The sequence below is a fragment of the Symbiopectobacterium sp. genome, assembly GCF_047692315.1.
Classification (GTDB): Bacteria; Pseudomonadota; Gammaproteobacteria; order Enterobacterales; family Enterobacteriaceae; genus Symbiopectobacterium.
Window position 1 is genome coordinate 1 of the sequence record NZ_JBLLJS010000020.1, and the last position, 13,431, is coordinate 13,431.

The 13,431-nt window shown below is 47.5% G+C and carries 10 protein-coding genes and 6 pseudogenes; 6 read left to right on the forward strand and 10 right to left on the reverse strand.

The window, feature by feature from the left end; translation table 11 throughout:
* The 4 pseudogenes from ACMZI0_RS09355 to ACMZI0_RS09370 form a co-directional block, all read left to right on the forward strand.
* Positions 1-174, forward strand: a pseudogene (locus ACMZI0_RS09355) (Arm DNA-binding domain-containing protein); the annotation flags it as partial.
* A gap of 402 nt (positions 175-576) precedes the next feature.
* Positions 577-798 (forward strand): annotated as a pseudogene (locus tag ACMZI0_RS09360) (LysR family transcriptional regulator); the annotation flags it as partial.
* Positions 799-986: 188 nt separating this feature from the next.
* Positions 987-1,452, forward strand: a pseudogene (locus ACMZI0_RS09365) (YlaC family protein).
* Positions 1,453-1,619: 167 nt separating this feature from the next.
* Positions 1,620-3,064, forward strand: a pseudogene (locus tag ACMZI0_RS09370) (PLP-dependent aminotransferase family protein).
* Positions 3,065-3,210: 146 nt separating this feature from the next.
* Here ACMZI0_RS09370 and cydX read toward each other — a convergent pair.
* From cydX to ACMZI0_RS09385, 3 genes and pseudogenes are all read right to left on the reverse strand, one after another.
* The gene (cydX, locus tag ACMZI0_RS09375; RefSeq protein ID WP_415672743.1) at positions 3,211-3,315 is read right to left on the reverse strand and encodes a cytochrome bd-I oxidase subunit CydX; all 105 of its coding nucleotides are present in this window, start codon (positions 3,313-3,315) and stop codon (positions 3,211-3,213) included.
* A 19-nt stretch (positions 3,316-3,334) separates the two neighbouring features.
* Complete coding sequence (cydB, locus tag ACMZI0_RS09380; RefSeq protein WP_415672955.1) at positions 3,335-4,435, reverse strand: cytochrome d ubiquinol oxidase subunit II; 1,101 nt, start codon at positions 4,433-4,435, stop codon at positions 3,335-3,337.
* Positions 4,436-4,488: 53 nt separating this feature from the next.
* Positions 4,489-5,994: pseudogene (locus ACMZI0_RS09385) on the reverse strand (cytochrome ubiquinol oxidase subunit I).
* 709 nt (positions 5,995-6,703) lie between these two features.
* Here ACMZI0_RS09385 and ACMZI0_RS09390 point away from each other — a divergent pair.
* Positions 6,704-7,141: a RidA family protein gene (locus tag ACMZI0_RS09390; RefSeq protein ID WP_415672744.1), complete on the forward strand. Its 438-nt coding sequence runs from the start codon at positions 6,704-6,706 to the stop codon at positions 7,139-7,141.
* A gap of 157 nt (positions 7,142-7,298) precedes the next feature.
* The gene (locus tag ACMZI0_RS09395) at positions 7,299-8,072 is read left to right on the forward strand and encodes a hypothetical protein (RefSeq protein WP_415672745.1); all 774 of its coding nucleotides are present in this window, start codon (positions 7,299-7,301) and stop codon (positions 8,070-8,072) included.
* Positions 8,073-8,871: 799 nt separating this feature from the next.
* Here ACMZI0_RS09395 and nagA read toward each other — a convergent pair.
* The 7 genes and pseudogenes from nagA to ACMZI0_RS09430 all read right to left on the reverse strand — a co-directional run bounded on the left by nagA (position 8,872) and on the right by ACMZI0_RS09430 (position 13,423).
* Positions 8,872-10,092 carry an N-acetylglucosamine-6-phosphate deacetylase gene (gene nagA, locus ACMZI0_RS09400; protein ID WP_415672746.1) on the reverse strand — a complete coding sequence of 407 codons (1,221 nt, stop codon included), beginning with the start codon at positions 10,090-10,092 and terminating at the stop codon, positions 8,872-8,874.
* Positions 10,089-11,432, reverse strand: a pseudogene (locus ACMZI0_RS09405) (adenylosuccinate lyase family protein). The gene nagA and the pseudogene ACMZI0_RS09405 overlap by 4 nt, the downstream one beginning before the upstream one ends.
* Positions 11,433-11,443: 11 nt before the next feature.
* Positions 11,444-11,680 carry a PTS transporter subunit EIIB gene (locus ACMZI0_RS09410; RefSeq protein ID WP_415672956.1) on the reverse strand — a complete coding sequence of 79 codons (237 nt, stop codon included), beginning with the start codon at positions 11,678-11,680 and terminating at the stop codon, positions 11,444-11,446.
* A complete protein-coding gene (locus tag ACMZI0_RS09415) occupies positions 11,584-11,910 on the reverse strand; it encodes a hypothetical protein (RefSeq protein WP_415672747.1) in 327 nt (108 codons plus the stop codon). The genes ACMZI0_RS09410 and ACMZI0_RS09415 overlap by 97 nt, the downstream gene beginning before the upstream one ends.
* Positions 11,876-12,520 (reverse strand): PTS transporter subunit EIIC, encoded by a 645-nt coding sequence (locus ACMZI0_RS09420; protein ID WP_415672748.1) that lies wholly within the window; start codon positions 12,518-12,520, stop codon positions 11,876-11,878. The genes ACMZI0_RS09415 and ACMZI0_RS09420 overlap by 35 nt, the downstream gene beginning before the upstream one ends.
* Positions 12,501-12,944 (reverse strand): PTS transporter subunit EIIC, encoded by a 444-nt coding sequence (locus ACMZI0_RS09425; RefSeq protein ID WP_415672749.1) that lies wholly within the window; start codon positions 12,942-12,944, stop codon positions 12,501-12,503. The genes ACMZI0_RS09420 and ACMZI0_RS09425 overlap by 20 nt, the downstream gene beginning before the upstream one ends.
* Before the next feature lie 287 nt (positions 12,945-13,231).
* Positions 13,232-13,423, reverse strand: coding sequence for a YjfB family protein (locus ACMZI0_RS09430; protein ID WP_415672750.1), 192 nt, complete (start codon positions 13,421-13,423; stop codon positions 13,232-13,234).
* Positions 13,424-13,431 lie beyond the last annotated feature (8 nt).

The window sequence follows — 13,431 nt, forward strand, 5'->3', positions numbered from 1 at the left end:
ATCCGCAACTTAAAACTTCCAGTTACCCCAGTAAAACTGTCCGATTCACACGGTCTGTATCTTCACGTTAAACCGACAGGTTCGCGCCTCTGGTATTTCAGATATTATTTCGGTGGCAAAGAAACCCGCATTGCGTTGGGCACGTATCCGTTACTCAGCCTAGCGGAAATTAAATGTGCTGCGCAGACAGTGGGCACTGAACATCCACAAATAAAGTATAGAGCTCCACGCAGGGAGTTTGTGTCAATGAACGTATGAGCTAACGACCCTCTGTCTGCCGATTCATGCTCTCACCAATATGCAAGAACGCGCACAAACACAGACACGTCAGAGAAGTTTTTGAACGAAGCATTCCTGATAACGCCTTTACCGTTAATACTGGCGCTCGGTTTTTTTGTTGATAAGGCAGATGGCGGAAACCATACTTTAATAGCTCCCAGTTTCGAACATTCCACCGAGCATGACACTAACCTTAGCGGTGACATTTTGTTCAGAGAAGATGACATGGGGCGCAACATCCAGAGCCCCTGGTGCTTTATCAAACTTGTATGCGTTAGGTGCCTTACCACCTAATATGATGGGGAACTGATGCGTAGTCTGGAGGTTAGGGGCATCGGTCTTATTTACTCATCAACATTTCATACCTCTCGTGAACTGGAAAACGGAACGCTAGAGCCCGCCTTACTTGATCTTTCACCAGGAAATGACGGCCTTTTTCTTTATTTCTCAAGAGCTGCGAGAAATCAGCCCAAATTGCGGGCGTTTATCGACGTGTGTTCACAGATAGTTAAGACATGATGTATTTGCGCAAGCGGCAATACTCTTTCAACGATGAGAAGCCAGCGACATTTGCAGCCACCAAACTGTTATAGCGAATAGAGAGAAAACTGTATCTATTCTCTTTGGTACAACTGTGTTGTAATCGGCCAAGCAGATCAGTTCCCTATTGAACTAGAAACATTTCCATAAGCATAGCGGTGTTGAAAATGGATGAAGTAAAGCGCCTTCTGACTGAAGAGATTGAATACATTAACCAGGCAGAGAAACGTGATAATAAAATACGTTTCAGCCTGAAATTTGTGCATTCACACCCTTATCTGTTCTGACTAGCTATGTGCCTGTCGCCTTGATTTTGTTCTATGCACCTTATTTTGGCCTGCCCTACTTGATTGGCTTTACTGGCCTTATGCTGGCCATGTCAGTGGCTCTTTCGATAGATATTAACCCCAAATATCGTTTTGAAGATATTGACGTGTTGGATTTACGTGTTTGCTATAATGGTGAGTGGTTTACCCATCGTCAAATCTCACAAGACACGCTTAGCAAGCTGCTGAATAATGAATATGTTTCTGCGGATATAAAAACAGGAATAAAAAAATCCAGCTTACGAAGGGTGATGTGGGTTTTTACGATGTTTTTTCTCTGGCTTATCTTAGAAAATCCGCGTTTTGATTGTCCACACATGGGCCCGGTAGTGATATTAATCGTTCTGGTCTGAAATGCAGACGGTTTCCCCATTTCCAACATAACAATCCTGTCGATACTGACACTAACCGTTAGCCCGCATGTGGTGATACGCTCTCCTGTTATTATCCATTACAGCAAAACACAGGTGTGCTATGTCTAAGTTTGAGCAATTGGCTCGCCAGACAAGAAAGCAACTTCAGGAGGGGATCTGGAAACCGGGTGACAAGCTGCCGTCGCTGCGGGAAAAATCGATTCACTCCGGTATGAGTCTGATGACAGTACTGCGAGCGTACCAATTATTAGAAAGTCAGGGGCTACTTATCGCGCGCCCACAATCGGGTTACTATGCTGCGCCACAGTTAACACCGCCGCCGCTGGATCACATATCTTCGTCTGACGCGCAAGCACGCGTTGAATTGACTGAAGAAGTAGACGTTAATGCTTTCATTTTTGATGTGCTTCAAGCCAGTAAAAATCCCCCCATCGTCCCCTTTAGGTCGGCATTCCCTGATCCATTTCTTTTCCCTCAACGTCAATTAACACGCGCTTTGGCCTCCGTAGCACAAGGAATGCAGCCACGCAATGCACTGGATAATTTACCACCGGGCAATGAGAATCTAAGAAAACACATTGCTCAGCGCTACGCATTACAGGGGATTGCGGTTTCACCCGATGAAATCGTCATTACCTCTGGCGCGCTGGAGTCACTCAACTTGAGCCTCCAAACACTGACCGAACCGGGAGATTATGTCGCGATTGAATCGCCTGCCTTTTATGGTGCGTTGCAGGCCATTGAGCGCTTCAAACTTAAAGCCATTTCAATAGCAACCGATCCACAACAAGGAATAGACCTTGATGCACTGCATCAGGCGTTAAACGACTATCCAATCAAAGCCTGCTGGTTGATGACCAATTTTCATAACCCGCTCGGCTGCACGCTGTCATGGGAAAAAAAGCAACGACTCGTTGCCATGCTGGAAAAACATAACGTTGGATTGGTTGAAGATGATGTGTACGGGGAGCTGTACGCGGGCTTACAGCGGCCACTTCCAGCCAAGGCATTGGACAAAAAGGGATTGATCCTGCACTGCTCATCATTCTCCAAAAATTTGATGGCGGGATTTCAGATTGGTTGGGTTGCAGCGGGACATCACGCAAAGAATATCCAACGCCTACAACTGATGAGTACCCTATCTGCCAGTGTCCCATGCAATTAGCTATCGCTGAATATCTCGCTACAAGCAGCTATGACAGCCATCTGCGACGTCTGCGCAAGGCACTGGAGCAACGTAAATATGCCGCGCTCCAATCGCTACAACAACACCTTCCCTATGACGTTAACATTTACCCTTCACGCGGTGGCTATTTCCTCTGGCTAGAATTACCGCCAGTCCTCAGCAGCACAGCACTTTACAGGCAAGCATTAGAGAAAGGGATAAGCATCGCCCCCGGAAGAATGTTTACCACGGGCGAAAAATACGACCGTTATTTCCGTTTGAACGTATCCTATGAATGGGATGACAAATGTGAGCAAAGTGTAAGAATATTATCGGCACTCATTCAGCAACAAATAAAAGCAATGCATCGAATGAAATGATAAACAGCCAGAATCGACGATATAAATCTGCTCTCGCGGCCATAGTGATAAAGCAGCGTTTGAGCAGATTTATCTTTTAACTCATCAATAGTGAAACAACCGGCGCATTTCCTCACAAACACGCCGAGTCTCTGCGTCAGATTCTCTTACTGTGCGCGGCTACCCATGTCTTGATTCTCTACTGCCAGCGCAGTGATCAGTGAGAGCGCACAAGCCAGCATCGTGCCAAGTATCCAGGCGAAATACCACATCCTTTCTCTCCTTAAAATGTTAATAAGCGGAATGCTTATTCTCTTCGATATAACGCGCGTCAATCCGTCCAAACATCTTGTAATAACACCAACTGGTATAGAGCAGGATGGCAGGGACAAAAATACAGGCCAAAATCGTCATGACCTGAAGCGTCAGTTGACTCGATGTGGCATCCCAAATCGTCAGGCTAACATTTGGCGCGAAGCTGGAAGGCATCACGAATGGAAACAGCGTAATTCCCGCAGTCAGAATCACACAAACAATCGTCAGTGACGAAGTCAGGAAACCCCAGCCGCAGCGATTAGCACGTGAAAGAAGGAGCGTTCCCCACGGTAGAGTTACGCCCAGAGCCGGAATCAACCACAACACAGGATGCGTATTAAAATTGATTAACCAGGCGCCAGCTTGCTGAATCACCTCTTTACGTAACGGGTTGGAAGGCGCCGCTTTATCCAACACAGAGGTAATCACATAGCCATCAGTGCCTGCGATCACCCAAACACCCGCCAATAAGAAGGCGATACTCATCAGTGCGCTGGCCGCCTGAACGGTTTTTTGCGCCCGCGCTTGCAGCGTCTGCGTGGTGCGCATTTGCAGGTAAATTGCACCGTGGGTAATAAGCATCGCCACGCTTACCAACCCCGCCAGCAGTCCAAAGGGGTTCAGTAGCTCGAAAAAACCGCCGTGATAAGTCAGTCGCAAATACTTATCTACACTTAACGGCACCCCCTGTAGCAGATTCCCAAAGGCAATACCGAATACGAATGCGGGAACGAAGCTGCCAATAAAAATGCCCCAGTCCCATAGCGCGCGCCAGCGAGCGTTTTCCAGCTTGGAACGGTAATCAAAGCCAATCGGGCGGAAGAACAGCGCGGCCAGCACCAGAATCATGGCAAAATAGAACCCGGAAAAAGCGGCGGCATACACCATCGGCCAGGCGGCGAACAGCGCCCCCGCGCCGGTGATCAACCAGACCTGATTACCATCCCAGTGTGGGGCGATGACGTTAATCATCACTCGCCGCTCAATATCGCTCTTACCCAATACACGTAGCAAAATACCTACGCCCATATCAAAGCCGTCGGTAATGGCGAAGCCGATGAACAACAGCCCAATCAGTACCCACTAAATCAGGCGCAATGTTTCGTAATCCAACATGATGTAGGCTCCTGTTAATCTTTGCTCTGTGTGGCAAGCAAGGGTGAAATCTGCTGCTCAAAGTGGTAGCGCCCTGTTTTCAGACTGCTTGTCCCCAGCCGGGCAAACTTGAACATCAGGTAGGTTTCTGCCACCAGGAACAGCGTATACAACCCGCAAATCAGCCCCATCGACAGCAGAATGTCATGCGCTTCAAGAGAGGAATTCGCCACTGCGGTAGGCAACACTTCGCCAACGGCCCAAGGTTAACGACCGTATTCCGCAACGAACCAACCGGATTCAATCGCAATCCACGGAAGGGGAATGCCGTAGAGAGCCATGCGATACAACCCTTTGCGCAGCCCGATGCGTCCACGTATTACGCTCCAGAACGACAGAGCGAAAATGGCCAGCATCAGCACGCCACAGCCCACCATCACCCGAAAAGTGATATACAGCGGTGCAACACGAGGAATTGAGTCTTTAATCGCTTGTTGAATCTGGCTTTCGTTGGCGTTGGCAACGTCATCGGTATAGCGTTTCAACAACATGCCATAGCCAAGATCGCGTTTGGCGGCGTCGAAGCGTGCTCGAACAGAAGGATCGGAATTCCCCGCACGCAAAGCCTCTAGCAACCCATAGGCCATCATGCCGTTACGGATGCGAATTTCATGCTGCGCCATCAGATCTCTGAGACCAACGACAGGTTTGTCGAGAGAACGGGTGGCAATCAAGCCCAGAAGGTAGGGAACGTGAATGGCGAAATCATTCTGCATCGTCTCCTGATTCGGAATGGCAAACAACGTGAAAGAGGCGGGTGCCGGCTGAGTTTCCCATTTTGCTTCGATCGCGGCAAGCTTGGTTTTCCGCACATCGCCCATCACGTAACCGGATTCATCGCCCAAAACAATAACGGAGAGCACAGAAGCCAACCCGAAGCTGGCCGCAATAGCGAACGAACGTTTGGCAAACGGGATATCGCGGCATTTGAGCAGATAGTAAGAACTGATTCCTAGCACAAACATCGCGCCTGCGGTGTAGCCTGCTGCTACGGTGTGCACAAATTTCACCTGTGCAACCGGGTTTTGCATCCAGCCGTTGGCGACCAGAATCCACAAGGCCGAAAAGTTGGATCCCAATGCAACAAACCAGGTCACCAGCATATGCTGGATTTTACTCAAGCGATCCCAACCGAAAAAGAACAGACCGATGAGCGTGGACTCAAGGAAAAACGCCATCAGTCCTTCCATTGCCAGAGGTGCGCCAAAAATATCGCCTACATAGTGGAAATAGTAGGACCAGTTGGTGCCAAACTGAAACTCCAAGGTGAGACCGGTGGCGACCCCCAAAGCAAAATTGATGGCAAACAGCTTGCCCCAGAATTTGGTCATGTCCTTGTAGATTTGCTTGCCGGTTAGCACATATGTGGTGTTCATAATCGCCAGCAGAAAAGACAATCCCAACGTCAGCGGAACGAATAAAAAGTGATACATGGCAGTCAGGGTAAATTGCAGCCGAGACAGTTCGACGACATCAAACATATTAGACTCCTAGCGTGGCAGGTAAACGCACGCCATGCAGTTATTCCGCATTCCAGCCGGAATAAATAGCGATGATTTGAATAATAAAAAACCTGTCCGGCGGACAGAATGACAGCCGGAGTTTATCGCAGCGATGAGATAAGCATGAATTCGTAATGAATCGGGAAAGGATTATAACGTGCAAAAAACAATGAATAAATAGTACAGTTTTCTCATATCACTAGAGACATAATTTAGATCAAAACAAGAATAAAAAAACCAAAACAACAAATAAAATTGAAATAAAAACTCAAATTAAATAAATTTAAAGAAATTAAATCCAAAAATCATATTACCAGGCTAGTTACTCTTTGTCTTTTCTGGTACAGATTAAACCCATATAATTATAACAGTTACTTTTTGTAGTAGTTTTACCTCTCTCGCTTCTCTTTCTTATCTCCGAAGGTGAGACTCACGCTCAACATAAAATATGGCGTCATCTCTTTTTGATAAATCCAGCAAGTGGCTTTGTGACAAATGACGCCCGTTTCACCAGAGTAAAAATCAGCACGCTAAACCGCTTCTCTTTGTTCAATACCCGTGTAAAGTACAGTTTTGGCTCTTCTCTTTCTAACGAAGAGGCGCTTCGAAACTACGGCATACATTGCTGTACTACCGCTGTTTTGCAAGCAACGATCGTTTCAACCACACAATTACAAGGCAGAGAATTATGTCAGCGCAAACATCGCATAGCGTAAATAAACCGGGTGGGAACTACCTGCCGGTTATCGTTCATAATGGTATAGCTTACGTCAGCGGCCAATTGCCACGCCGTGGTGATGAACTGCTCTGCATCGGCAAAGTGGGAGCAGATGTGGATATCGCACTAGCTCAGAAGGCAGCGGCGTTCTGTGCAGACCTCTGTCTGGACGCTATCGCACACACCCTCGGTGGCGATGACAAGATAGCGCAGGTATTAAAAGTTGTGGGTTACATTGCTTCAGCCCCCGGCTTTACACAACAATCCCAAGTGATGAACGGAGCCTCCGATCGCCTGGTTGCACGTCTTGGTGAGCGAGGACAGCATACCCGAACCTCGGTGGGCGTTGCAGAGCTCCCGCGAGGAGCCCCTATCGAGCTTGAAATGGTGGTCGCCATTCATCCCTGAGAATTCAGAAAAACGGCCAAAAGATGCGGTCACTCCAACCGTTACTGGCGTTACCGCATCGCACCACAGCAAGATTAACTCACACAGCTCACAGACATACCACACCGTTTTCTATACTCTCAACTTCCCTGCTCTGACTGGTACTTGAGATTCCCTCGTGAACAGCTTTGATCTGTCGTTGCTAAAATATATTCAGGGGCACAGTCCGGTATTGATTGAGGATGTCATGTCTAAATTTGGCAAGACAACCTCAACGCTGAAGCGTTCTCTAAAAGGTATCAACGAGTTTCTTGAGCCTGAATACCATTTGCATATTGATGGACAATCAATAGTCACCGCGATAACCTATCGGCAATATATCGATTTTCTGGAACAGATCCCGTTTAATCGCTATATCACTACCGCCGAAGAGCGAATCAAGTGTCTGAGTGTGGCGTTGTGTCTGCACGATGTGGTAAATAAAAGCGAGTATTACCGCAGATTCAATGTCAGCTCGACAACGCTAAAAAATGATAATCCAGCGCTAACCGCATTTTTGCAGGCCAACCATCTCTCCGTTACGGCTATCCTTCAGCAGGGTTCCTGCCTGGAAGGTGATGAGATTCTGCTGCGAATAGCCATTTGCCTGACAATCCTTAAAACCGTAGAAATTGGCGATGACAACCTGTTGGTGCTGCATAAAGCCAATGAACCCATTAATAAAGCCATTGCCACACAATTTCTGAAAGAGTGCCAGCAGGAGATTACCTCTGCCGCCCATCTATACCAACAACTGAGCCACAGAGTTACGCTGGGTTATAACAGCAAGAAATATTTCCTGGTATACATGAGCATTGCGCTACACCGCATGCGGCGCGGTCATGTCATTGCCCACAGCGATGATCTCGGATTTATTCAGTCCTTCAATTTTTCTGCTAGACCGAGATCATGAAGATCGGTTTCTCGACCTGCTGATTTCTTCTCTGACCTATACCTGGCGACCGTTTGATATTTATGATGCCACGCTAATTGAGCAAGTCAGACAGTTGTGTCACGCCCTGACACCGCTGCTGAGGGCGAAGATACACAATACCTTCCCTTTTTTTGCGGAGGTCTACCCATTTATCTATTCGGCTATCATACAAAACAAGTTCAATCTCTATTTCGACGATAAAAAACTGCATGAGGTTCAGACCCGCTATGCCTCATTCTATCAGGGGGTTGTGGAAGCGACAGTTCCTATTCCACTTTTTCACCGGTGCATCTGTCAACGCTGGTTCTGATATTAAAGAAATACGAGTTGTGAAATCGTATCCACACTGAGGAGAAGAAGCGCGTTATTATCGTCACTAATTCTTCTGAAAGTAAGGTAGGTTATTTCAAGGAAGTGCTGAAATCTCACTTCCATATTGATATTGTCAGTTGCGTTAACATTAATGAATTACACACGCTCAAACAGCTTTCTTTTGACTTACTGATTACCTTCACAAACAAAATATCCAGCTATCTGAAATATTATCAACTCCCTTACATCAAGGTAAATTTTTATCTGAACCGCGATGATATCTCTCTGCTAAGCAAATACGGACTTTCGCGTGCCAAGAAGAAAATATCCATAGAGACATTTATTCAAGACATCGAAGGATTGGATCGAGCGCAGCTCCAGACGCTGCTAGAACAAAAATATCCTGATTTCTTTATTTTAAACAGAACGACCATCCATCGCATGACAGTCGTTCTGGCAAGCAAGGCTAATCTTCAAACAACTGCTTCTGCCGCCGTCCCCGGCAGTAGACATCCAGCAAATTCAAGTCGTCATCCAACACCAGAATATCGGCATCTTTGCCTGGAGACAAAGCGCCTTTACGATCCGCGGCGCCAGCGAGAAAAGCCGGATTTTCGCAAGCGATCCTGGCAACAGAAACCAATCCGTGATCGAGGCGGCCAACGATATTCTTCACTGAGTCCAGAAAGTTCATCTCCAGATGTTTGACCGTTTCGTAATCGCACGGGCAAACCTGACGCGTATCTCTGTCATCGGCAGCTATTTCCAATAGTCCCTGCTTGATGCAAAATGTCTCTTTGCGCAGATAATGATAAAACTCATAGTCTTCCGGAAAATCCACGTAGCCCATGCAGTCACTCATCAATACCATGCGCCGATCCCGCTTCAACCGGTAGAGTAAATCGAAGGCTTCGGGCTTAATCGTGATGCCGCTTTGTTTCGCCACTTCCGCATAGGTATCCTGGTAATACATCAGTGCACCAACCACGCCCAGCTCGCGGTGGTAGAAGCCGCGCATCCCGCTGTAAGCATGGGTAAAATGGTTTAATCCCGCCTCTATTGCCGCCGTAATTTCGGCAAAGGTGGCATCCGTGTGCCCTGCTGATACTGTAATACCCTGCGCGCGCAAATGTCGTATAACCTCCAGTGCGCCTTCCAGCTCGGGTGCCAACGTCATCAGGCGAATATGATGACCGGCAAGCTGATTAAAACGCTCGAAACTGGCAATGCTGGGGCGTTGTAAACAGTCTGCCCGTTGCATACCCAGATGTTTCTCACTGATATAGGGCCCTTCCATATGAATACCAATCGCCTCAGCTCCGTCAGTGACCGTTGCCGTAGCAATATAGTCGGCAGTAGCCATTAATGACGCTTCAAGGAAATCATTTGGCATGGTGCCGAAGGTGGGTAAATAAGAGGTAACCCCCACGTTGACCAAATCGTGACTCATCCACTTGAGGGAGGATTGATTCCCCTTATAAGCAAAAGAGCCTCGCCCCCAGCCGTGTACGTGAATATCAACAAAGCCGGGCATAATGATCTGCTCGCTGCGATCAATATATTGAGAGGAGAAGTGAGGTTCAAAGCCACAAATTTTTCCATCCTGTATCAGGAGGTAGCCGGATTTAATGCCATCAGGGAACACAATCCTGTTGGATTTGATTACACCGGAGTCGACATCATTCATGCTCCCTCCCCAACACCCCGCTCAGCCAATTCATCGGCCAACACGGCACAGAGTCCTGTATAGGCCGCCGGATCGAACAATTCAGCAATTTCTTGCGCTGTAAAATTACTCGCGATGAGCGGATCGCTACTTAACACCTTACTGTATTCGAGATGTTCATGGGTGCTACGCATCGCCATGTTATAAACCAGTTCGTGCGTCGGATCCTTACCCAGTTTATCCACCAGTTGCATCATAATTCTTTCGCTATTGATTAACCCGTGCGTCAGCATCACGTTGTCATGCATCCGATCGTCATTAATCACCAATGTGCGTGTCAATTCCTCCGCGCGTAGGATTATCTCCGCCATCAATTCAATACTTTCTTGCAGGCTGGCATCAAAAATAAAGTAGGCAGAACTGTCCTCTTCAAAGGGGCGTGGGCAAACATATAAAGTGGCTGTCAGCACCGAATACAATTTCTGTGCATTGGCAATAATCCCTTTCGCCAGCTTAGGATTCACCTTCTGCGGCATGGTGCTGCTGCCCACAGTACCTTTGGCAAATGCTTCCGAGACCTCGCCAAACTCTTCACTTGAGGTTTGATAGACCTCTTCCGCAATTTTATGCAGCGTAGTTGCCAATAGGCACAGGTTGCTGATGTACTCAGCGCGGAACACGCACGCATTGCGTGAGGGCACCAGCATCGCGTGCATACCAAGCTGCTCAGCGACCAGATCCTGTACTGTTCTGCCCGGCTCCCCGGTAGCATGGAAAGCCCCCACAGCGCCGCCCATCATCACAGTAAAGACCCTTTTCTCCGCCTCTTGCATACGCTCCACGGCGGCCAGCAATTCATAAATCCACACCGATACCTTGTAACCATAAGTGATCGGCAAGGCGTGTTTACCATGAGTACGCCCTGCCATTAGGGTGTTTTTATGCGCTTTTGCCAGCTTAGCCAAATTTACCAACGTGGCATCCACAAACATCATCAGCTTGTGGTGAAATTTTTTAACGATAAACAAGTGTGCTGTCTGCTGAATATTCTGTGTTGTTACCCCTTAGTGCACATACTTACCGCTTTCAGCATCACACGCCTTAACCAGCACTTTGATGACGGGCACAAAACCATGGCCAATCTTGCGCATCAGCCGGTCAATCTCGGCGAGATCGATCCGCGCCAATTGGCAGTTAGCAGCAATATTTTCTGCCGCAGCAGTGGGTATCATCCCTACCTTCGCCTGCGCCAGTGCCGCCTCAACATCAAGCCATGACTGGACTCTGGCTTCATGCGTGAACAGGTCTTTCATTCCCTGATGGTCAATCGTTTTGCTTTTGGAATCATAAAGCGCGCGCATCCGTCTTCTCCTTAACGTTGTGTGATGCCAGCAAGGTGATCATCTACCGCATTGCGGACAAATTCGACATGCGGCCCGAAAACAACGTGAATGTGATTACTGGAAGGAATAAAGGTGCCCAATGAGCCCGCCTTTTTCAGCAATTCCATGTTCACCAATTTCTGATCGCCAAGATCGATACGCAGCCGCGACACACAGTTTTCAACGCGTTTGATATTTTGTTTACCCCCAACCCCTGGATCACTAATTCCGCAACCTTGCCGTACTCTTTGTTATTCAGTAACGCACTGTCTGCCGTTTCGTTCTCACGTCCCGGTGTTTTGATATCAAATTTGCCAATGGCATAGCGGAAGACGCCATAGAACACAATGAAATTTACCGCGCCCAGTAAAATAAGATTTACCCACTGGGTGTTTTCATACATCAGCCCAAAAATGCCGAAATCAAAGATGGTGCCGCGAATATACCCGATAGACACTTCCAGCATTTGCAACGGGATGGTCAACAGGCCGCACAGTTATTGCGTAGATAATAAAAAGTTTTGGTGCGATAAACAGGAAAGAAAACTCAAGCGGCTCGGTGATATTGCCCAGAAAGGCAGTAAGCACAACCGTCAGAATCATCCCTTTGGCGAATTTTTTGTTCTTGAAGTAGGCCATGTGATACATCGCCAGGCCAATCGCCGGAACACGGAACAGCGTGGTCAGCATCTGTGACGATGCCAGATAGCTGCACAAGGTTGGCATAAATTCATTCCATGCCGGATGGTTCGGCCCCAGTTCGAACAAGATCTTGTTCATGGCGGGCAAAATGCCGACATAAGTTTGGCCATCAATCAAATAAGTGCCACCGGCTTCAGTAAAACGCACGGTCGAGCTCAATGCGTGATGCAGACCAAACGGGATCAGTAAACGGTTTAACGTCATATAGATCCTGGCGCCAATATCAGGTGCCATCATCACCGTTGAGATGCTTCTCATTCCATAGGTAAACACATCCCAGATAAAGGGAATAATCAACCCTACTGGGATGGTAAAAGCGATAGAAAGGATCGCAACTGACTTCCCGCTAAAAAAGGCAAATTCCAACGGAAGTTGCTTCAATTTTTAGCGTATATATGCCAAGCACCATCCCTTGCCCGACAAATGCCATATTTTCCGTGACCAATTGCCCCATCAATTTCAGATGTACGTACATTGAGATCAACAGCGTTAAATAGGCGATCACAGAAGAAAAAACAGCAATGCCCTTCTCTTTCTTTGACATTCCATAAGCAACCCCCATGGCAAACAGCAATGGGATGTTCTGGAAGACGACACTGCTGATAAGACCAACGGAAGACAGAATCATATTGCAATAAGCGTTCCCCAAAAAAGGGAGCTTATCGATCATATATGCCTGCCCCAGCGTGCTAGATATCCCCATCAGCATCCCCACCGGGGCTAAAACAGCGATAGGCAATAATAGGGAGCGCCCAAACGTTTGTATTTCGTTTTTGAAGTTGGAGTTCATAATATGGTCCCTGGTGTATTTGGCATCACCATCAAACTACACGAATACGTTTACCATCAAGGCCAAATACTGACTCATTCAAGGCCCATCTTTTGTCCGTAAGAAAAGTTGAGTAGGTTCACATTTCTAATAATTGATTTTTATTCGACTGGGAGACGGTGAGGCGGGAGTCATTCAGATCTTGCCACTAGGTATCGTGCGGCATAAAAAAGCAGACGCCAGAATCGACGTCTGCTTTTTTAAGGTTATGGAAGAGATGATGGCATCACCCCATCCACATCGCAGCCTCATGCCGTCGTATTATTGATGTTACGACATATCGCCGGGTTAGCAGGCAATTGCGGAATTGACTCGATCAGACCGAGCGCCGCTGAAGATTGATTATCCAACGTTTTTTTGAACACGAGTGTGCTGGCTTCATTACGTGTTTGCATGTCATTGAGGCTGGTCGCCAGCGCTGCAATCTGCGAAACATCCATAACATTCT